The sequence below is a fragment of the Pseudomonas sp. FSL R10-2964 genome (genome assembly GCF_009600035.1).
In the GTDB taxonomy this organism is placed as follows: Bacteria; Pseudomonadota; Gammaproteobacteria; order Pseudomonadales; family Pseudomonadaceae; genus Aquipseudomonas; species Aquipseudomonas bubulae.
In genome coordinates this window covers 39,784-58,272 of the sequence record NZ_WIWH01000007.1, presented here as the reverse complement: position 1 = coordinate 58,272, position 18,489 = coordinate 39,784, and the positions used below count along the sequence as shown (strand labels likewise).

17 protein-coding genes are annotated in these 18,489 nt (G+C 57.9%); 14 read left to right on the top strand and 3 right to left on the bottom strand.

What is annotated here, in order from left to right; genetic code table 11:
* Window positions 1–334 precede the first annotated feature (334 nt).
* The 4 genes from tauA to tauD are packed head-to-tail and all read left to right on the top strand — an operon-like array spanning window position 335 to window position 3,855.
* On the top strand, window positions 335–1,318 hold the full coding sequence (gene tauA, locus GHN92_RS05725; RefSeq protein ID WP_153379670.1) for a taurine ABC transporter substrate-binding protein: 984 nt from the start codon (window positions 335–337) through the stop codon (window positions 1,316–1,318).
* Between the two features lie 26 nt (window positions 1,319–1,344).
* Entirely contained in the window at window positions 1,345–2,139 is a 795-nt protein-coding gene (tauB, locus tag GHN92_RS05720) for a taurine ABC transporter ATP-binding subunit (protein WP_094999608.1), read from the top strand.
* The gene (gene tauC / locus GHN92_RS05715) at window positions 2,136–2,972 is read left to right on the top strand and encodes a taurine ABC transporter permease TauC (RefSeq protein ID WP_153379668.1); all 837 of its coding nucleotides are present in this window, start codon (window positions 2,136–2,138) and stop codon (window positions 2,970–2,972) included. The genes tauB and tauC overlap by 4 nt, the downstream gene beginning before the upstream one ends.
* A gap of 49 nt (window positions 2,973–3,021) precedes the next feature.
* Window positions 3,022–3,855, top strand: a complete 834-nt coding sequence (gene tauD, locus GHN92_RS05710) for a taurine dioxygenase (protein WP_095017913.1) — start codon at window positions 3,022–3,024, stop codon at window positions 3,853–3,855.
* Window positions 3,856–3,989: 134 nt separating this feature from the next.
* On the opposite strand, the gene GHN92_RS05705 is transcribed toward tauD, so the two are convergent.
* Window positions 3,990–4,637, bottom strand: coding sequence for a TetR/AcrR family transcriptional regulator (locus tag GHN92_RS05705; protein ID WP_095017912.1), 648 nt, complete (start codon window positions 4,635–4,637; stop codon window positions 3,990–3,992).
* A gap of 98 nt (window positions 4,638–4,735) precedes the next feature.
* Window positions 4,736–6,112 (bottom strand): glutamine synthetase family protein, encoded by a 1,377-nt coding sequence (locus GHN92_RS05700; protein ID WP_094999612.1) that lies wholly within the window; start codon window positions 6,110–6,112, stop codon window positions 4,736–4,738.
* Between the two features lie 278 nt (window positions 6,113–6,390).
* On the opposite strand from GHN92_RS05700, the gene GHN92_RS05695 reads away from it, so the two are divergent.
* The 8 genes from GHN92_RS05695 to GHN92_RS05660 all read left to right on the top strand — a co-directional run bounded on the left by GHN92_RS05695 (window position 6,391) and on the right by GHN92_RS05660 (window position 15,632).
* Window positions 6,391–7,167 (top strand): gamma-glutamyl-gamma-aminobutyrate hydrolase family protein, encoded by a 777-nt coding sequence (locus tag GHN92_RS05695; RefSeq protein ID WP_095017911.1) that lies wholly within the window; start codon window positions 6,391–6,393, stop codon window positions 7,165–7,167.
* Window positions 7,168–7,203: 36 nt separating this feature from the next.
* Window positions 7,204–8,562 carry a glutamine synthetase family protein gene (locus GHN92_RS05690; protein WP_094999614.1) on the top strand — a complete coding sequence of 453 codons (1,359 nt, stop codon included), beginning with the start codon at window positions 7,204–7,206 and terminating at the stop codon, window positions 8,560–8,562.
* Window positions 8,563–8,623: 61 nt separating this feature from the next.
* Window positions 8,624–9,988: an aspartate aminotransferase family protein gene (locus tag GHN92_RS05685; protein WP_153379666.1), complete on the top strand. Its 1,365-nt coding sequence runs from the start codon at window positions 8,624–8,626 to the stop codon at window positions 9,986–9,988.
* A 184-nt stretch (window positions 9,989–10,172) separates the two neighbouring features.
* Window positions 10,173–11,285: a polyamine ABC transporter substrate-binding protein gene (locus GHN92_RS05680; protein ID WP_095017910.1), complete on the top strand. Its 1,113-nt coding sequence runs from the start codon at window positions 10,173–10,175 to the stop codon at window positions 11,283–11,285.
* A 236-nt stretch (window positions 11,286–11,521) separates the two neighbouring features.
* Window positions 11,522–12,616 (top strand): polyamine ABC transporter substrate-binding protein, encoded by a 1,095-nt coding sequence (locus GHN92_RS05675; protein WP_094999617.1) that lies wholly within the window; start codon window positions 11,522–11,524, stop codon window positions 12,614–12,616.
* Window positions 12,617–12,685: 69 nt separating this feature from the next.
* Window positions 12,686–13,828 carry an ABC transporter ATP-binding protein gene (locus tag GHN92_RS05670; RefSeq protein ID WP_094999618.1) on the top strand — a complete coding sequence of 381 codons (1,143 nt, stop codon included), beginning with the start codon at window positions 12,686–12,688 and terminating at the stop codon, window positions 13,826–13,828.
* Window positions 13,825–14,745, top strand: a complete 921-nt coding sequence (locus GHN92_RS05665) for an ABC transporter permease subunit (RefSeq protein WP_029611643.1) — start codon at window positions 13,825–13,827, stop codon at window positions 14,743–14,745. Before GHN92_RS05670 ends, GHN92_RS05665 begins: the two co-directional genes overlap by 4 nt.
* On the top strand, window positions 14,742–15,632 hold the full coding sequence (locus GHN92_RS05660; RefSeq protein WP_016782811.1) for an ABC transporter permease subunit: 891 nt from the start codon (window positions 14,742–14,744) through the stop codon (window positions 15,630–15,632). Before GHN92_RS05665 ends, GHN92_RS05660 begins: the two co-directional genes overlap by 4 nt.
* Window positions 15,633–15,823: 191 nt before the next feature.
* On the opposite strand, the gene GHN92_RS05655 is transcribed toward GHN92_RS05660, so the two are convergent.
* A complete protein-coding gene (locus tag GHN92_RS05655; RefSeq protein ID WP_094999620.1) occupies window positions 15,824–16,204 on the bottom strand; it encodes a hypothetical protein in 381 nt (126 codons plus the stop codon).
* 151 nt (window positions 16,205–16,355) lie between these two features.
* Here GHN92_RS05655 and phoB point away from each other — a divergent pair, with 151 nt between their 5' ends.
* Complete coding sequence (phoB, locus tag GHN92_RS05650) at window positions 16,356–17,048, top strand: phosphate regulon transcriptional regulator PhoB (RefSeq protein ID WP_094999621.1); 693 nt, start codon at window positions 16,356–16,358, stop codon at window positions 17,046–17,048.
* Between the two features lie 44 nt (window positions 17,049–17,092).
* Complete coding sequence (gene phoR, locus GHN92_RS05645) at window positions 17,093–18,415, top strand: phosphate regulon sensor histidine kinase PhoR (RefSeq protein ID WP_094999622.1); 1,323 nt, start codon at window positions 17,093–17,095, stop codon at window positions 18,413–18,415.
* Window positions 18,416–18,489 lie beyond the last annotated feature (74 nt).

Below are 18,489 nucleotides of genomic sequence, written 5' to 3'. Positions count from 1 at the left end.
TGACTATTTAATAAACCTAAAAAGAATTGTTTCTGATCTTTTCAGATCAAATAGGCATATAGCAGGGTTTCTCCTACACGCGCGCGTGGGAATGCTATCGGTCTTTTGTCTAATTTCTAAACATAATTTCATGAATCTTTTAATAGCCTTTGGTTATTAAACACTCGACCTAATCACCCGCTGGCTAAAACGCCCTGGCAGTTAGGGCGCGGGTGCGCGCCTGTATGTTGCGTAACTACATAAGCTAATGCTTAAAAGTTATTTATTTACTGATTCTTAGATCATTTAACCTCGCATCCAGCCGATATCCGGCCACCTGCCGAGGAGCTACCTGATGAAACTGCACTCTCCCCTACGCCTTTTGGCTGCTTTGTCTCTGGCGGGTGCCAGCTTCTTCGCGCAGGCTGCCAGCTCGGATGTCACCGTGGCTTACCAAACCACCGTTGACCCGGCCAAAGTCGCCCAGGCCGACGGTGCTTACGAAAAAGCCACTGACGCCAAGATCAACTGGCGCAAATTCGATAACGGCGCAGACATCATTGCGGCCATTGCCTCGGGTGATGTGCAGATTGCCTACCTGGGTTCGAGCCCGCTCACCGCCGCCGTGACCCGTAACGTACCGGTCGAAACCTTTTTGATCGCCACTCAGTTGGGCGGTTCTGAAGCCCTGGTCGCCCGCAACGGCTCCGGTATCAACGGCCCGCAGGACCTGGTCGGCAAAAAAGTAGCCGTGCCGTTTGTGTCCACCGGTCACTACAGCCTGCTGGCTGCATTGAAGCACTGGAACATCGACCCTTCGAAAGTACAGATTCTGAATCTCGCACCGCCTGCCATTGTCGCGGCCTGGAAGCGTGGCGATATTGACGCCACCTACGTATGGGACCCGGCTTTGGGCACTGCCAAAGAGAACGGCAAAGTGCTGATCACTTCCGGTGAGCTGGGCAAGCTCGGTGCGCCGACTTTTGATACCTGGATCGTGCGCAAGGACTACGCCGCCAAGCACCCGGAAGTCGTTAAGCAGTTCGCCAAAGTGACTCTGGATGCCTACGCCGACTACCACAAGGACCCAAAAGCCTGGCTGGCCAATCAGGGCAATATCGACAAAGTTGTGAAGCTCTCGGGCGCCAAGGCGGCCGATATCCCGCTGCTGCTGCAAGGCAACGTCTACCCGTTGGCGGCTGATCAGGTGGTATTGCTGGGCGCACCGACTACCAAAGCCCTGGCCGACACTGCTGCCTTCCTGAAAGAGCAGAAAAAAGTCGACGCTGTACTGCCGGACTACGCGCCGTCGGTCAACGCCACTTTTGTTACTCAATAATCAACGCCGCTGAGGAGTCGACCGTCATGGCCTTGTTAACACTGGAGCGCATCAGCGCACAGTACCCGGGCGCCGCTGAGCCGGTGCTGTCGGATATTTCCGTCAGCCTCGGGCCACAGCAACTGCTGGTCGCACTTGGCCCGTCGGGCAGCGGCAAGACCTCCTTGTTGAACCTGATCGCTGGCTTCGTCGAGCCCAGCGCTGGTCGAATTACCCTCGACAACGTACCCGTCCACGGCCCGAGTGCCGAGCGCGGTGTGGTGTTTCAGGACGATGTGTTGCTGCCCTGGCAAGACGTACTGGCCAACGTGGCTTTCGGCCTTGAACTGGCCGGTGTGCCACGGGACAAGCGCGAAGCCCGTGCCCGTGAAATGCTTTCGCTGGTGGATTTGTCCGGCTTTGAAAAGCGCCGCGTATGGGAGCTGTCTGGCGGTCAAAAGCAGCGGGTGGGCCTGGCCCGCGCGCTGGCTGCCGACCCTCGCGTATTGCTGATGGATGAGCCCTTCGGTGCCCTCGATGCGTTCACCCGTGAGCAGATGCAGGAACTGTTGCTGCAAGTGTGCCGACGTACCGACAAGCCGGTATTTCTGATTACCCACGACATCGAAGAAGCGGTGTTTCTTGCCACTGACCTGATTTTGCTGGCGCCCAACCCCGGCCGCATTGTTGAGCGTCTGAGCCTGGATTTTGGCCAGCGCTACAACGCCGGCGAATCGGCACGTTCGATCAAGTCCGACCCTCGCTTTATTGAAACCCGTGAGCACGTGCTTGATCGCGTGTTTTCACAACGCGGTGCCGCCCAGCGGCAGGAGCGCGCATGAGCAGTTATGAAGCAGTCGCCGCCAACCCGGTTGCCGCGGCCCACACCCCACGCCCGGTCAAGCGCAGCCTGAGCACACGCTGGATCAGCGTGCTGACCCTCGTCACCCTGATCGCCGTATGGTGGGCCGTTACCGCTGCCGGGCTGATTGAACCCCTGTTTCTGCCGCCGCCCTCTGCCGTGTTGCAAAAAGGCTGGCTGCTGGCGACCACCGGCTATATGGATTCCACCCTGTGGCAGCACCTGGGCGCGAGCTTGAGCCGTATCGGCCTGGGTCTGGGCTTTGCGATTCTGACAGCAGTGCCGGTGGGCATCGCCATTGGCCACAACCGCATTGCGCGGGGGATTTTCGATCCGCTGATCGAGTTCTATCGCCCAATCCCGCCATTGGCCTATTTGCCACTGATCGTGATCTGGTGCGGTATTGGCGAGCTGTCGAAAGTGCTGCTGATTTACCTGGCGATTTTCGCCCCGATCGCGATTGCCACCGCCACCGGCGTGCGTACCGTTGACCCGGCCAAGGTCCGTGCTGCGCAGTCGTTGGGTGCGACGCGCTGGCAGTTGATTCGCCATGTGATTTTGCCGAGCGCCTTGCCGGATATCTTGACCGGTGTGCGTATCGGTCTGGGCGTGGGCTGGTCGACGCTGGTGGCCGCCGAACTGATCGCCGCCACCAGTGGCCTGGGTTTTATGGTGCAGTCCGCCGCGCAGTTCCTGGTGACCGATGTGGTGGTACTGGGGATTCTGGTGATAGCCATCATCGCCTTTGCCATGGAAATGGGCCTGCGCGCCCTGCAACGCAAGCTGGTGCCGTGGCACGGCCAGGCTCACTAACAACAGAACTCGACGCTGATTAATCGGCGCGCTGATTAAGAGAGAGATCATGAGCCTGACCATTACCCCGATTAGCTCTGCCCTGGGCGCCCAGATTGAGGGTGTCGACCTGACTCAACCGCTGAGCCTTGAGCACCGTGATGCCATCGAGCAAGCCTTGCTTGAGCATCATGTGGTGTTTTTCAAGAACCAGTCGATTACACCGCAGCAGCAGGCCCGTTTTGCCGCCAATTTTGGCGACCTGCATATTCACCCGATCTACCCCAACGTGCCTGGCCAGCCGGAAGTGCTGGTGCTGGACACCGCCGTGACCGACGTGCGTGACAACGCGGTATGGCACACCGACGTGACCTTTTTGCCAACCCCGGCCATGGGCGCGGTATTGAGTGCCAAGCAACTGCCGGCTTTTGGTGGTGACACTTTGTGGGCAGCCGGTATTGCCGCTTTTGAAGGGTTGTCGAAACCGTTGCAGGTGCTGCTCGATGGACTGACCGCAACCCACGATTTCACCAAGTCATTCCCGCTGGAGCGCTTTGGTTCGACCCCGGAAGATTTGGCACGCTGGGAACAGACCCGAAAAAATAACCCGCCGCTGTCGCACCCGGTTATCCGCACCCACCCGGTAAGCGGGCGCAAGTCGTTGTTCGTCAACGAAGGTTTCACCACGCGCATCAATGAACTGTCTGAAGCAGAGAGCGAAGCGATCCTGAAGTTGCTGTTTGCCCATGCCACCCGCCCGGAATACACCATTCGCTGGCGCTGGCAGGAGAACGATGTGGCGTTTTGGGATAACCGCGTAACCCAGCATTACGCCGTGGACGATTACCGTCCGAACCGCCGTGTGATGCACCGTGCAACGATTTTGGGTGATGCTCCGTTCTGATGGGCGCGGGATGACGTGTAGCCGCTGACGAGCGCAGCGGCATGAACACTGCAACTGTGGGAGCGAGCCTGCTCGCGAAGGTCGTTCGCGAGCAGGCTCGCTCCCACAATAGGGCTTGACCTGCAACAGAGTATCTACAGGTTTACCGTCGGGCTCTTGCGTTTCGGCAAAAACGGCGGCAAATACAACCCCAGATAAGCATCCACCACGCGCATGCCTTCTTCGGCCATACGCGGGGTGATGCTGTCGTGCAGCTGGATGGAGCGTGCATACACGCGGTCGCCCAGCTCCATCGCCAGGGCAAACACGTCCACGTCCTGTGGCAGTGCTGGCAATTCAAAGTGGCGCATAAACAGCGCGTGCATCAATTGCCCCAGCTCAAGGTCGTGCTGGCGGTCGGCTTGTGTGACTTCGGTAAGGCCATGCTGGGCGAGAATTAACTGCCGGGCGGCTGCATCTTCGTTGTAGATCGTCAGCATTCGGTGTTCAACAATGTGCGAAAGATCACGCCAGTCTTTCAACGCATCATGCTCGATCGGCGCCTGCAGACAGGCGCGGAAGGCTGCGTGAATATCACCGGTCAGCGCCTCAAGGAGCGCGGGTACGCCCGCGAAAAAGTGATAGACCGACGACGGCGGGATTTGTGCGTGCTCTGCCACGTTGTAAATCGACAGGCTGGATACGCCCTGCGCCGTCAGCAGCCTGCGGGCAGCGTCAAGTATCGTGTCGATGCGGCCCTGGCTGCGAGCGCGTGGCTTTCGGGGTGTGGCGCGGCTGGACATCAGCGTCTCCTCAAGGGCAGCCGGCATTGTAGACCTGTGAGCATGAAAAAACGCCGCGGGCTGTAAGGCCGGCGGCGTTTTTCGTGGACTGCAATCGCTTACACGGTATGCAAGTACCAGTTGTATTCGAGATCGGAGATGGAGTGTTCAAACTCTTCCAGCTCGCTCTCTTTACAGGCGACAAAAATATCGATGTATTTCGGGTCGATATATTTGGCCATGACTTCGCTGTCATCCAGCTCACGCAATGCATCGCGCAGGTTGTTCGGCAGGCTTTGCTCGTTTTGCTCGTAGCTGTTGCCTTCGACGGGTGCGCCCGGTTCGATCTTGTTGGTCAGACCGTGGTGAACACCGGCCAGCACAGAGGCCATCAACAGATACGGGTTGGCATCGGCACCGGCAACCCGGTGTTCGATCCGTACCGAGTCGGCCGAGCCGGTCGGAACGCGAATGGCCACGGTACGGTTGTCCAGGCCCCAGCACGGCGAGTTGGGCACATAGAACTGTGCGCCGAAACGACGGTAGGAGTTCACGTTGGGGCAAAGGAACGCCATCTGTGCCGGTAGGGTCTCGAGCACACCGCCGATCGCGTGACGCAATGCGGCGTTCTGCTCGGGATCCTCGCTGGCAAAAATATTTTTGCCGTCTTTGTCCAGAATCGAAATATGAACGTGTAGCCCGTTGCCCGCCTGGCCCGGATAAGGCTTGGCCATGAATGTGGTGTCCATCTCATGGTCGTAGGCGATGTTTTTGATCAGACGCTTGAGCAGTACCGCGTAGTCGCAGGCCTTGATGGGGTCGGCAACGTGGTGCAGGTTCACTTCGAACTGCGCCGGGGCACTTTCTTTAACGATGGCGTCAGCCGGGATGCCTTGCTCTTTGGCACCTTCCAGAATGTCCTGGAGGCAGTCGACGTATTCATCGAGGTCGTCGATCAGGTAAACCTGAGTCGAATGCGGGCGTTTGCCGGAGATCGGCGAACGTGGTGGCTGCGGGCGACCGTTAACGTTCTCCTGGTCGATCAGGTAGAACTCCAGCTCGAAAGCGGCACAAATGGTCAGGCCCAGCTCGTCAAATTTGGTAACAACTTGACGCAGTACTTCGCGAGGGTCGGCGAAGAAAGGTTCACCTTCAAGTTCGTGCATCGTCATCAGCAGTTGCGCGGTAGGGCGCTTTTGCCAGGGTTCGTTGCACAGGGTGTCGGGGATGGGATAACAGATTCTGTCTGCGTCACCGATATCCAGACCCAGGCCGGTGCTTTCCACCGTTGAGCCATTGATATCCAGTGCAAACAGAGAGGCAGGCAGGTTGATGCCTTTCTCGTAAACCTTGTGCAGGCTGGTGCGTTCGATGCGCTTGCCGCGCACCACACCATTCATATCCGCAATGAGAAGGTCTACGTACAGAACCTCAGGATGATCCTTAAGGAACGCGTTCGCTTCGTTAAGCTGAACGGCACGCGGGGGTACCGACATGATGCAACACCTTTGTTGTTAAAAATATCAATCATTGAGCGCTACGGGATTCAGTCAACCCGAACGGCATACCGAAGTCAAGCAGCCTCTTTTTTGCCCTGAAAAAGCGCCGGAAGGCCATTTTTGACGCTTTTTGGGGCGTATTTGTTCTGTTTTGACGGGTGGCGCCCGCAGGCTTGAGCGGGCCGTGTTGTATTTTTTACGGGGGTGTTGTGTAAAAAAATGAACAAGGCTAAGCTCGATTCAAACCCATAACAGCAATAATACCGGGGTGTTACATGTCACGCCTGCCGTTAATCGGCGTCACCGCCTGCACCAAGCAGATCGGTTTGCATCCTTATCACATCACTGGCGATAAGTACGTGCGAGCAGTTGCAGTGGCCGCCAAAGGCTTGCCCCTGATCATTCCGTCACTGGCGGAACTGATTGATCCGACCGATATTATTGACGGTCTGGACGGCCTGCTCTTTACCGGGTCGCCTTCCAATATTGAACCCCACTTGTATCACGGCCCCGCCAGCGCACCAGACACGCTGCATGATCCCGAGCGTGATCGCACCACCCTTCCGCTGATTCGTGCTGCATTGGCAGCGGGCGTTCCGGTGCTCGGCATTTGCCGCGGCTTTCAGGAGTTGAATGTAGCTCTGGGTGGCTCACTTCACCAGAAATTGCATGAAGTCGAAGGTTTTATCGAACATCGCGAAGACCCCAGTGCCCCTGTTGAGGTGCAATATGCACCGAGCCACGCCATGCACGTCCAGCCGGGCGGAGTGTTGGCAGCTTTGGGCTTGCCCACTGAGTTCGAGGTCAACTCGATTCATACCCAGGGTATCGATCGCCTGGCCCCCGGTTTACGCGCAGAAGCCCTTGCACCGGACGGTCTGGTCGAAGCCGTGTCGGTCAAAGACGGCAAGGCTTTTGCTTTGGCGGTTCAGTGGCACCCCGAATGGCAGGTAAGCTCCAACCCGATTTACCTCGCCATCTTCCAGGCATTTGGAGATGCCTGCAGACGGCGCGCAACACAACGCGACGCAGATGCGTCAGTAAACGCCTGACTTATTCAAGTCAGGACACTCAGCCCAGAGGCATTTATGAGTAACAACCTCGACCAGCTCACCGATTGGTTGAAAGACCACAAGATCACAGAAGTCGAATGCATGATCGCCGACCTTACCGGGATTACTCGCGGCAAGATCTCGCCGACCAACAAGTTCATTGCCGAAAAGGGCATGCGCCTGCCCGAGAGCGTATTGCTGCAAACCGTAACGGGCGACTATGTCGAAGACGACATTTATTACGAACTCCTCGATCCGGCCGACATCGACATGGTCTGCCGTCCCGATCAGAACGCAGTCTTTGTGGTGCCGTGGGCGATTGAGCCAACTGCTCAGGTGATTCACGACACCTACGACAAGCAGGGCAACCCGATCGAGCTGTCGCCGCGCAACGTGCTTAAAAAGGTCCTCAAACTCTACGCCGACCACGGCTGGCAGCCGATTGTGGCGCCGGAGATGGAGTTTTACCTGACCAAGCGCAGTGACGACCCGGATTACCCGTTGCAGCCGCCTGTGGGCCGCTCCGGCCGCCCGGAAACCGGTCGTCAGTCCTTCTCCATTGAAGCGGCCAACGAATTCGACCCGTTGTTCGAAGACGTATACGACTGGTGCGAACTGCAAAAGCTGGATCTGGACACGTTGATCCACGAAGACGGCACGGCGCAGATGGAAATCAACTTCCGTCACGGCGACGCACTGTCCCTGGCCGACCAGATTCTGGTGTTCAAGCGCACCATGCGCGAAGCCGCGCTCAAGCACGATGTCGCCGCCACGTTCATGGCCAAACCCATGACCGGCGAGCCTGGCAGTGCCATGCACTTGCACCAGAGCATCATCGATATCAACACCGGCAAAAACATCTTCTCCAATGAAGATGGAACCATGAGCGACCTGTTCCTTAACCATATCGGCGGGCTGCAGAAGTTCATTCCAGAGCTGTTGCCGCTGTTTGCTCCGAATGTGAACTCGTTCCGCCGTTTCTTGCCTGATACCTCGGCGCCGGTAAACGTGGAGTGGGGCGAGGAGAACCGTACCGTGGGTTTGCGCGTACCGGATGCCGGGCCGCAGAACCGTCGTGTCGAAAACCGCCTGCCGGGCGCCGATGCCAACCCGTACCTGGCCATTGCCGCCAGCCTGCTGTGTGGCTACATCGGCATGGTCGAAGGTATCAACCCGAGTGCGCCGGTAGTGGGCCGTGGGTACGAGCGCCGCAACCTGCGCTTGCCGTTGACCATTGAAGACGCCCTGGAGCGTATGGAAAACAGCAAGACGGTCGAGAAGTACCTGGGCACCAAGTTCATCACCGGCTACGTGGCAGTCAAACGTGCCGAACATGAAAACTTCAAGCGCGTCATCAGTTCGTGGGAGCGGGAATTCCTGCTGTTCGCCGTCTGACACGCTGGAGGGGCGAGCCAGGAAGGCGCCGCCCCTCCTCTACTGACTAAAGGAGAGCCGTATGACCAACAAGAACCCGCAAACCCTCGAATGGCAACAACTGAGCAACGATCACCACCTGGCACCGTTCAGTGACTTCAAACAGTTGAAAGAAGTCGGCCCACGCATCATCACTCACGCCAAGGGCGTGTACCTGTGGGACAGCGAAGGCCACAAGATTCTCGACGGCATGGCCGGCCTGTGGTGTGTTGCCATCGGCTATGGCCGTGACGAGCTGGCTGAAGCGGCCAGCAAGCAAATGCGTGAACTGCCGTACTACAACCTGTTTTTCATGACCGCCCACCCGCCGGTCCTTGAACTGTCCAAAGCCATCGCCGAGATCGCACCTGAAGGCATGAACCATGTGTTCTTCACCGGCTCAGGCTCTGAGGGCAACGACACCATGCTGCGCATGGTTCGCCATTACTGGGCGATCAAGGGCCAGTCGAATAAAAAGACCATCATCAGCCGCAAAAACGGCTACCACGGTTCTACAGTGGCCGGTGCCAGCCTGGGCGGCATGACCTACATGCACGAACAGGGCGATTTGCCGATTCCGGGCATTACCCACATCCCGCAACCGTACTGGTTCGGAGAAGGGGGCGATATGTCCCCGGAAGAGTTCGGTATCTGGGCAGCCAACCAGCTCGAAGAAAAAATCCTCGAACTGGGCGTCGACACTGTCGGTGCCTTTATTGCCGAGCCGATCCAGGGCGCGGGCGGTGTGATCGTGCCGCCAGCCACCTACTGGCCACGCATCAAGGAAATCCTGGCCAAGTACGACATCCTGTTCGTGGCCGATGAAGTGATTTGTGGTTTTGGTCGCACCGGCGAGTGGTTCGGCAGTGATTTCTACGACCTCAAGCCGGACATGATGACCATCGCCAAGGGCCTGACCTCGGGCTACATCCCGATGGGCGGCCTGATCGTGCGCGACGAAGTGGTGGCGGTGCTGAATGAGGGCGGCGATTTCAACCACGGCTTCACCTACTCGGGTCACCCGGTAGCCGCCGCCGTGGCACTGGAAAACATCCGCATCCTGCGCGAAGAAAAAATTGTCGAGAAGGTGCATGCCGAAACGGCACCGTATTTGCAAAAGCGTCTGCGTGAACTGAACGATCACCCGTTGGTGGGCGAAGTGCGTGGTGTGGGCATGCTGGGTGCCATTGAGCTGGTACAGGACAAAGCCACACGCAAGCGTTACGAAGGCCGTGGTGTCGGCATGATCTGCCGGCAGTTCTGTTTTGATAACGGTCTGATCATGCGTGCCGTGGGTGACACCATGATCATCTCGCCGCCATTGGTGATCAGCAAGGACGAGATCGACGAGCTGGTGACCAAGGCGCGTAAGTGCCTGGATCTGACCTTGGAAACTTTGCAAGGTTAACTGCTAGGCTTTGAGCGCAGGAGAACTGCTGTTTTAAAGCAGGCAATTGCGCTCAGAGCCTTAAGAATCAAGGCTCTTCCCTTGAAAGCCTGCCCCGGATCTTGCCAGACTAGCCGCCGGCTTTAGTCACCTTGAGATCAGGTCGCTGAATCGGTGGTTTAAAAGAACAATTGGAGCATTACAGATGAAGGCATCAGGTTTTAAAAAAGCTGGCAAGACCCTTCTCGCCCTCTCCTTGATGGGTGTGATGGCCGGGGCAGCTCAAGCAGCAGACAAGGTTCTGCACATCTACAACTGGTCCGATTACATCGCACCGGACACGGTTAAAAAATTCGAAGATCAGACCGGTATCAAGGTGGTCTACGACGTGTTCGACAGCAACGAGACCCTTGAGGCCAAGCTGCTGGCGGGCAAGTCCGGCTACGACATCGTCGTGCCTTCCAACAATTTCCTGGCCAAGCAGATCAAGGCCGGGGTTTACCAGGAGCTGGACAAGTCCAAGCTGCCCAACTGGAAAAACCTCGACCCGGCGTTGCTCAAGGCCGTTGGCGATGCCAGCGACAAAGACAACAAACATGCGTTCCCGTACATGTGGGGCACCATCGGCATCGGCTACAACCCGGAGAAGGTCAAGGCCGCGCTGGGCGTGGACACCATCGATTCCTGGGACGTGCTGTTCAAGCCGGAGAACGCTGCCAAGCTTAAAAGCTGCGGCATAAGCTTCCTCGACTCGCCGACCGAAATGATCCCGGCCGCCCTGCACTACCTGGGCTACCCGACCGATTCGCAAGACAAGAAACAACTGGCTGAAGCCGAAGCGCTGTTCCTAAAGATTCGCCCTTCGGTCGGCTACTTCCATTCCTCCAAGTACATCTCCGACCTGGCCAACGGCAACATCTGCGTGGCCGTGGGTTACTCGGGTGACCTTGAGCAGTCCATTTCCCGCGCCAAAGAGGCCGGTGACAAGGTCAAGCTCAAGTACGCGATCCCTAAAGAAGGTGCCGGCAGCTTCTATGACATGGTCGCCATTCCCAAGGATGCCGAGAACGTCGACGCCGCCTATGCCTGGATGAATTATCTGATGCAGCCTGAAGTGATGGCCGAAATCACCAACAGCGTGCGTTTCCCCAACGGTAACAAGGCTGCAACGCCGCTGGTGAATAAAGATATCTCGGGCGACCCGAGCATTTACCCGTCCGATGAAGTGAAGGCCAAGCTCTACGCCATCAGCGATTTGCCACCGACCACCCTGCGGTTGCTGACGCGCAGCTGGACCAAAATCAAGTCCGGTAAATAACGCCTCGCCCCTTGTAGCCGCTGCCGAAGGCTGCGATTGAGACCGGAGGGCTGATGCCTTCCGGTTTCACAAAAACCGGCGCAATGGTCGGAAAAACAAGGTGTTAGGGCAATTATTCGCGGAAAACTTTGCTGTGCAGGTTTATCGAGGGTAAGTTGCGCGCCGGTTTTGTCTTTGGCGGTTCGACTGCCGTATGACGCGGGCAACTCAGGCCCAACTATTTAGAGGACCATCACGTGTCTATATCTCTGTTTCGCAAGACCTTGCTGGTCGGAGCTGGTTTGACGCTTGCCGTCAGCGTACAAGCGGCACCCACGGTGCACATTTACAACTGGTCGGACTATATCGCGCCGAACACGCTGGCTGATTTTGAAGCCGCGACCGGCATCAAGCCGATTTATGATGTCTTTGATTCCAACGAAACCCTGGAAGGCAAACTGCTGGCCGGGCGTACCGGTTATGACGTGGTCGTTCCGTCTAACCACTTCCTGGGCAAGCAGATCAAGGCGGGTGCGTTCCAGAAGCTCGACCTTGCGCAGTTGCCGAATTATTCCAACCTCGACCCGGCCCTGCTCAAGCGCCTGCAGGCCAATGACCCGGGCAATCAATATGCCGTGCCTTACCTGTGGGGCACCAACGGCATTGGCTACAACGTCGATAAAGTCAAAGAAGTGCTGGGCGTCGACAGTATCGACTCCTGGGATGCGGTGTTCAAACCCGAGAACATGAAGAAGCTCACCAAGTGCGGCGTGGCTTTCCTGGATTCGGCGGATGAAATGCTGCCTACCGTACTCAACTACCTGGGCCTGGATGCCAACAGCACCAACCCCAAGGACTACAAGAAAGCTGAAGAAGTCCTGATGTCGGTGCGTCCATACGTCACCTACTTCCACTCTTCCAAATACATCTCCGACCTGGCCAACGGCAACATCTGCGTTGCGATTGGTTTTTCCGGTGATGTATTCCAGGCCAAGGCGCGTGCCGAGGATGCAAAAAAAGGCGTGAACATCGCCTATATCGTGCCCAAGGAAGGCGGCGCCCTGTGGTTTGACATGCTGGCCATCCCCAAGGATTCCAGCAACGTCAAGGAGGCCCACACATTCATCAACTACCTGCTCAAGCCTGAAGTGATCGCTCAGGTCAGTGACTATGTCGGTTATGCCAACCCTAACCCGGCGGCCGACAAGGTGATGGATGAGTCCATTCGTACCGACGAAGCGGTTTACCCAACCCAGGCGGTGCTGGACAAGACATACGTCTCAACCGAGCTGCCCCCGAAAATACAGCGTCTGATGACGCGTACGTGGACCAAGGTCAAGACGGGCAAGTAATCTCGCCAGACCACCTATCCAAGGCCCGGCCATCAAGGCCGGGCTGCTAAATTTGTTGGGAGTTACGTAATGGCTGTTGCCTCCGGCGCCTATAAGAAAGCCCTCGAGGGCGACCAGACACCTAAGCAGGTGCTGGTCAAAATCGACCGGGTCACGAAGAAATTCGACGAGACGATTGCCGTGGACGATGTGTCCCTGGAAATCAACAAGGGCGAAATCTTCGCCCTGCTCGGCGGATCGGGATCGGGCAAATCCACTTTGCTGCGCATGCTCGCCGGTTTCGAGCGCCCAACAGAGGGTCGTATCTTCCTTGACGGTGTTGATATCACCGACCTGCCGCCCTATGAGCGGCCGATCAATATGATGTTCCAGTCCTATGCCCTGTTCCCGCATATGACCGTGGCGCAGAACATCGCCTTCGGCCTCAAGCAGGACAAGATGTCGACCGCCGAGATCGATGCCCGCGTGGGCGAGATGCTCAAGCTGGTCCACATGAGCCAGTACGCCAAGCGCAAGCCCCATCAGTTGTCCGGTGGCCAGCGCCAGCGTGTTGCCCTGGCCCGTTCGCTGGCCAAGCGCCCGAAGTTGCTGCTGCTGGATGAGCCAATGGGCGCATTGGACAAAAAACTGCGTTCGCAGATGCAGCTGGAACTGGTTGAGATCATCGAGCGCGTGGGCGTGACCTGCGTGATGGTGACCCACGACCAGGAAGAGGCCATGACCATGGCCCAGCGTATTGCGATCATGCATTTGGGCTGGATTGCCCAGATCGGCAGCCCGATCGACATTTACGAAACCCCGGTCAGCCGCCTGGTGTGTGAATTTATCGGCAACGTCAACCTGTTCGACGGTGAAGTGGTCGATGACGCCGAAGGCTATGCGCGGATCAAGTGCCCAGAGCTGGAGAACGACATCTACGTCGGTCACGGCGTGAGCACCTCGGTGGAAGACAAGCACACCACCTACGCGATTCGCCCGGAAAAAATGCTCGTTACCACCGAAAAGCCGACCTGCGAATACAACTGGTCGCGCGGTAAGGTGCATGACATCGCTTACCTGGGCGGGCACTCGGTGTTCTACGTCGAGCTGCCGAGCGGCAAGCTGGTGCAGTCGTTTGTGGCCAACGCCGAACGCCGTGGCGCCCGCCCGACCTGGGACGACGAAGTCTACGTGTGGTGGGAAGACGACAGCGGCGTGGTATTGCGCTCATGAACATGCGAAAACTCAAACGCCGACTGCAACGAATAACCCCCGGTGGCCGCCATATGGTCATCGGAATTCCATTCCTGTGGCTGTTTTTGTTCTTCATGCTGCCGTTCTTCATCGTCCTGAAGATCAGCTTCGCGGAAGCGGACGTCGCGATTCCGCCGTATACCGAGATCTATAGCTACGTTGACCAGAAAATCCAGGTACTGCTGAATCTGGGCAACTACGCCATGCTCGGCGACGATGAACTGTATATCGCCGCGTATCTGGGCTCCCTGAAGATGGCTTTCTTCAGCACCCTGCTGTGCCTGCTGATCGGTTATCCGATGGCCTATGCCATCGCCAATGCCCGTAAAGAGATGCAGACCGTGCTGGTACTGCTGATCATGATGCCGACCTGGACCGCGATCCTGATCCGCGTCTACGCGTGGATGGGCATTCTCAGCAACAACGGCCTGCTCAATGGCTTCTTGATGTCGATGGGCTGGATCAGTGAACCCCTGCAGATCCTCAACACCAATATCGCGGTGTATATCGGCATTGTGTATTCGTACCTGCCATTCATGATCCTGCCGCTGTATGCCAACCTGGTGAAACACGACACCAGCTTGCTGGAAGCCGCGTCAGACCTGGGGTCGAGCACCTTCAACAGCTTCTGGAAGATCACCGTGCCGCTGTCCAAAAACGGCATTATCGCCGGCTGCATGCTGGTGTTTATCCCGGTGGTGGGCGAGTTCGTGATCCCGGAACTGCTGGGCGGCCCGGAAACCCTGATGATCGGTAAAGTGCTGTGGCAAGAGTTCTTCAACAACCGTGACTGGCCGGTGGCGTCTGCGCTTGCCGTGGTCATGCTGGCGATCCTGATCGTGCCCATCATTCTGTTCAACCGCAGCCAGGCTAAAGAGCTGGAGGGCAAGATATGAATCGCTTCCGTTTTTCTAGCTTTATGTTGGTCGCGGGGTTGTTGTTCATCTACCTGCCGATGCTGATTCTGGTGATCTACTCGTTCAACGCCTCCAAGCTGGTGACGGTGTGGGGCGGCTGGTCGTTGAAGTGGTACGTGGGCCTGCTGGACAACACGCAACTGATGGGTTCGGTGATGCGCTCGCTGGAAATCGCCCTGTACACGGCGATTGCAGCGGTGGCACTGGGTACGTTGGCGGCATTTGTGCTGACGCGTATCAGCCGCTTCAAGGGTCGCACGCTGTTTGGCGGCCTGGTGACGGCGCCGCTGGTCATGCCAGAGGTGATTACCGGCCTGTCGCTGTTGCTGCTGTTCGTGGCGATGGCGCAGATGATTGGCTGGCCGCAAGAACGTGGCCTGGTGACCATCTGGATCGCGCACACGACGTTCTGCTCGGCCTATGTGGCGGTGGTGGTGTCGTCGCGCTTGCGTGAGCTGGATCTGTCGATCGAAGAAGCGGCCATGGACCTGGGTGCCAAGCCGTGGAAGGTGTTCTTTTTGATCACCATTCCCATGATTGCGCCCTCCCTGGCGGCCGGCGCAATGATGTCCTTTGCCCTGTCGCTGGATGACCTGGTACTGGCCAGCTTTGTGTCGGGGCCGGGGTCGACGACCTTGCCGATGGAAGTGTTTTCGGCGGTGCGCCTGGGGGTCAAACCTGAGATCAACGCCGTGGCCAGCCTGATTTTGCTGGCGGTGTCACTGGTGACCTTCATGGTGTGGTTCTTCAGCCGCCGTGCCGAAGAGCATCGCAAAAAGGCGATTCAGCAGGCTATCGATGAGTCTGCGGCAGAATCGTGGAAGCAGCCGGACGTGCGTCGTCCGCAGTCGACCAGCGCGGTTTAAGACAGCGTCATAAAAAACCTCGCACCCTGTGACAGGGAGGCGAGGTTTTTTTTTGCCTGAGATCAAGAGCCCCTCACCCCAGCCCTCTCCCGGAGGGAGGGAGCCGATCTTCAGTGAGGCGTACATCTGCTTTTGCTTTTAGTCCCCTCTCCCATTGGGAGAGAGTCAGGGTGAGGGTTTTTTTGATCTTCCTATGGCTTGGCCACCTTCCACGCCCCGTCCATTTTACCGTCACCGGTCATGTCACCGGCTTTCTTGTCCATCACGAAGGTGTACAGCGGTTTGCCGTCATAGGCCCATTGCATGTGGCCGTCATCGCGCTTGATGGCCGTCCACTTGCCCATGTCCATGGCTGTGCTCTCGGCTGCCAGCGGCGGCCAGTTGGCGGCGCACTTGTCATTGCACATCGATTTGCCGCCCGCATCCTTGGCGAAGGTGTAGAGAGTCATGCCTTTGTGGTCAACGAGCATGCCGTCCTTGGTCATCGCCGGTTCAGCCGCATACGCCAACCCGGGCAAGGTGAAGGCTACGGCCAGCAGCAATGTCTTTAGGGAAAACGAGCTAGATGTCATTGGAATCGTCCTTTTTGTGGTTGTACGATTTGAGACTAAAGCGTAGTTCACGAACCGTTAGCGCGCGCCCATCCCCAAAGCTGTCACACGACTGCAATAATTGCGTTATCTAATGCGCCACAAGACAGTTTAATGACGAGAGGATTACGGCATGGTTGGCAGGAGCATTTTGATCGTTGATGACGAGGCGCCGATCCGCGAGATGATCGCCGTGGCCCTGGAAATGGCGGGCTACGATTGCCTTGAAGCCGATAATGCCCAGGATGCCCATGCCATTATCGTGGACCGTAAACCGGACCTGATCCTGCTCGACTGGATGCTGCCCGGCGGCACGTCGGGCATTGAGCTGGCCCGACGCCTCAAGCGCGAAGAGCTGACCGGCGATATTCCCATCATCATGCTCACGGCCAAGGGTGAAGAGGACAACAAGATTCAGGGCCTGGAAGTGGGCGCGGATGACTACATCACCAAACCGTTCTCACCCCGAGAGCTGGTAGCCCGCCTCAAGGCCGTGCTGCGCCGCGCCGGCCCGGCCGATGCAGAGTCGCCCATCGAGATCGGCGGCCTGCTGCTCGACCCCATCAGCCACCGCGTGACCATCGACGGCACCCCTGCCGAAATGGGCCCCACTGAATACCGCCTGCTGCAATTTTTCATGACCCACCAGGAGCGCGCCTACACCCGTGGCCAGTTGCTGGACCAGGTCTGGGGCGGCAACGTGTATGTGGAGGAGCGCACTGTGGACGTGCATATCCGCCGCTTGCGCAAAGCGCTCGGTGAGGCTTACGAAAATCTGGTACAAACCGTGCGTGGTACCGGTTACCGGTTTTCCACCAAGGCCTGATACCGGCTCTCACTGATCCAGCGGCAAGCAAGGACTCGCGCGACGTGAATCAAAACTGGCATGGCACTCTGATCCGTCATTTGTTGCTTTTGGTCACTGGCTGCCTGCTGGTCGGGCTGATCAGTGGCTATTACGGCTGGAGCCTGGCCATTGGCCTGGCGTTCTATCTGGGCTGGACCCTCAAGCAGTTGCTGCGCCTGCACGAGTGGCTGCGCCAGCACAAACCCGACGAAGCACCGCCCGATGGCTACGGTTTGTGGGGCGAGGTGTTCGACAGCATCTACCACCTGCAGCGCCGTGACCAGCGCGTACGCGGGCGACTGCAAGCGGTGATCGATCGCGTGCAAGAGTCCACGGCGGCGCTCAAGGACGCGGTGATCATGCTCGACAGTGACGGCAACCTGGAGTGGTGGAACCTCGCCGCAGAGACCCTGCTGGGTCTCAAGACGCCACAGGACAGCGGCCAGCCAGTGACCAACCTGGTACGCCACCCGCGCTTCAAGGAATACTTCGAGCAAGGTAATTATGGCGAACCGCTGGATATCCCCTCGCCGGTCAACGATCACTTGCGCATCCAGCTCTATATCACCCGCTACGGCAACAACGAACACCTGATGCTGGTGCGCGACGTGACGCGCATTCATCAACTGGAGCAGATGCGCAAAGACTTTATCGCCAACGTGTCCCATGAACTGCGTACGCCGTTGACGGTGATCTGTGGCTATCTTGAAACCCTGCTCGATAACGTCGACGACGTAAACCCGCGCTGGAAGCGCCCCCTGTCGCAAATGCAGCAACAGGGTGAACGCATGCAGACCCTGCTCAACGACCTGCTGTTGCTGGCCAAGCTGGAGGCCACGGACTACCCCTCGGATAACCAGCCGGTGGCCATCGACAGCTTGCTGCGTTCGATCAAGAGCGACGCCCAGGCGTTGTCCGGTCAGCGCAACCAGACGATCACCCTGGACGTGGAAGCCGATTGCGCGCTCAAGGGCAGCGAAGCCGAATTGCGCAGCGCGTTCTCCAACCTGGTGTTCAACGCCGTCAAATACACCCCCGATGGCGGCAGCGTACGCATTCGCTGGTGGGCAGACAGCGCAGGCGCCCACTTGAGCGTGCAGGACTCGGGCGTGGGCATCGACAACAAGCATTTGCCGCGCCTGACGGAACGCTTCTACCGTGTCGACTCCAGCCGCAACGCCAGCACCGGCGGTACCGGGCTGGGCCTGGCGATCGTCAAGCATGTGTTGCTGCGCCACCGCGCGCGGCTGGAGATCAGCAGCGTATTGGGACACGGCAGCACCTTCACCTGCCATTTCGCACCGGGCCAGGTGACAAAACCCCAGCCAAAGACACTTATTGACTAGGCCCTGTAGCCCTTTCCCACTAGGCAAGGGCTACATCAGCCGTTACATTGTTTGGCCATACCTCCCTATCTGTA

Excerpts from the sequence above, each read along its gene's own strand:
- GHN92_RS05680 (WP_095017910.1), top strand. The coding sequence starts at position 10,173 with ATGAAGGCATCAGGTTTTAAAAAAGCTGGCAAGACCCTTCTCGCCCTC.
- tauA (WP_153379670.1), top strand. The coding sequence starts at position 335 with ATGAAACTGCACTCTCCCCTACGCCTTTTGGCTGCTTTGTCTCTGGCG.
- GHN92_RS05670 (WP_094999618.1), top strand. The coding sequence starts at position 12,686 with ATGGCTGTTGCCTCCGGCGCCTATAAGAAAGCCCTCGAGGGCGACCAG.
- GHN92_RS05695 (WP_095017911.1), top strand. The coding sequence starts at position 6,391 with ATGTCACGCCTGCCGTTAATCGGCGTCACCGCCTGCACCAAGCAGATC.
- phoB (WP_094999621.1), top strand. The coding sequence starts at position 16,356 with ATGGTTGGCAGGAGCATTTTGATCGTTGATGACGAGGCGCCGATCCGC.
- GHN92_RS05690 (WP_094999614.1), top strand. The coding sequence starts at position 7,204 with ATGAGTAACAACCTCGACCAGCTCACCGATTGGTTGAAAGACCACAAG.
- GHN92_RS05700 (WP_094999612.1), bottom strand. The coding sequence starts at position 6,112 with ATGTCGGTACCCCCGCGTGCCGTTCAGCTTAACGAAGCGAACGCGTTC.
- GHN92_RS05685 (WP_153379666.1), top strand. The coding sequence starts at position 8,624 with ATGACCAACAAGAACCCGCAAACCCTCGAATGGCAACAACTGAGCAAC.
- tauB (WP_094999608.1), top strand. The coding sequence starts at position 1,345 with ATGGCCTTGTTAACACTGGAGCGCATCAGCGCACAGTACCCGGGCGCC.
- tauC (WP_153379668.1), top strand. The coding sequence starts at position 2,136 with ATGAGCAGTTATGAAGCAGTCGCCGCCAACCCGGTTGCCGCGGCCCAC.
- GHN92_RS05665 (WP_029611643.1), top strand. The coding sequence starts at position 13,825 with ATGAACATGCGAAAACTCAAACGCCGACTGCAACGAATAACCCCCGGT.
- GHN92_RS05655 (WP_094999620.1), bottom strand. The coding sequence starts at position 16,204 with ATGACATCTAGCTCGTTTTCCCTAAAGACATTGCTGCTGGCCGTAGCC.
- tauD (WP_095017913.1), top strand. The coding sequence starts at position 3,022 with ATGAGCCTGACCATTACCCCGATTAGCTCTGCCCTGGGCGCCCAGATT.
- GHN92_RS05660 (WP_016782811.1), top strand. The coding sequence starts at position 14,742 with ATGAATCGCTTCCGTTTTTCTAGCTTTATGTTGGTCGCGGGGTTGTTG.
- GHN92_RS05705 (WP_095017912.1), bottom strand. The coding sequence starts at position 4,637 with ATGTCCAGCCGCGCCACACCCCGAAAGCCACGCGCTCGCAGCCAGGGC.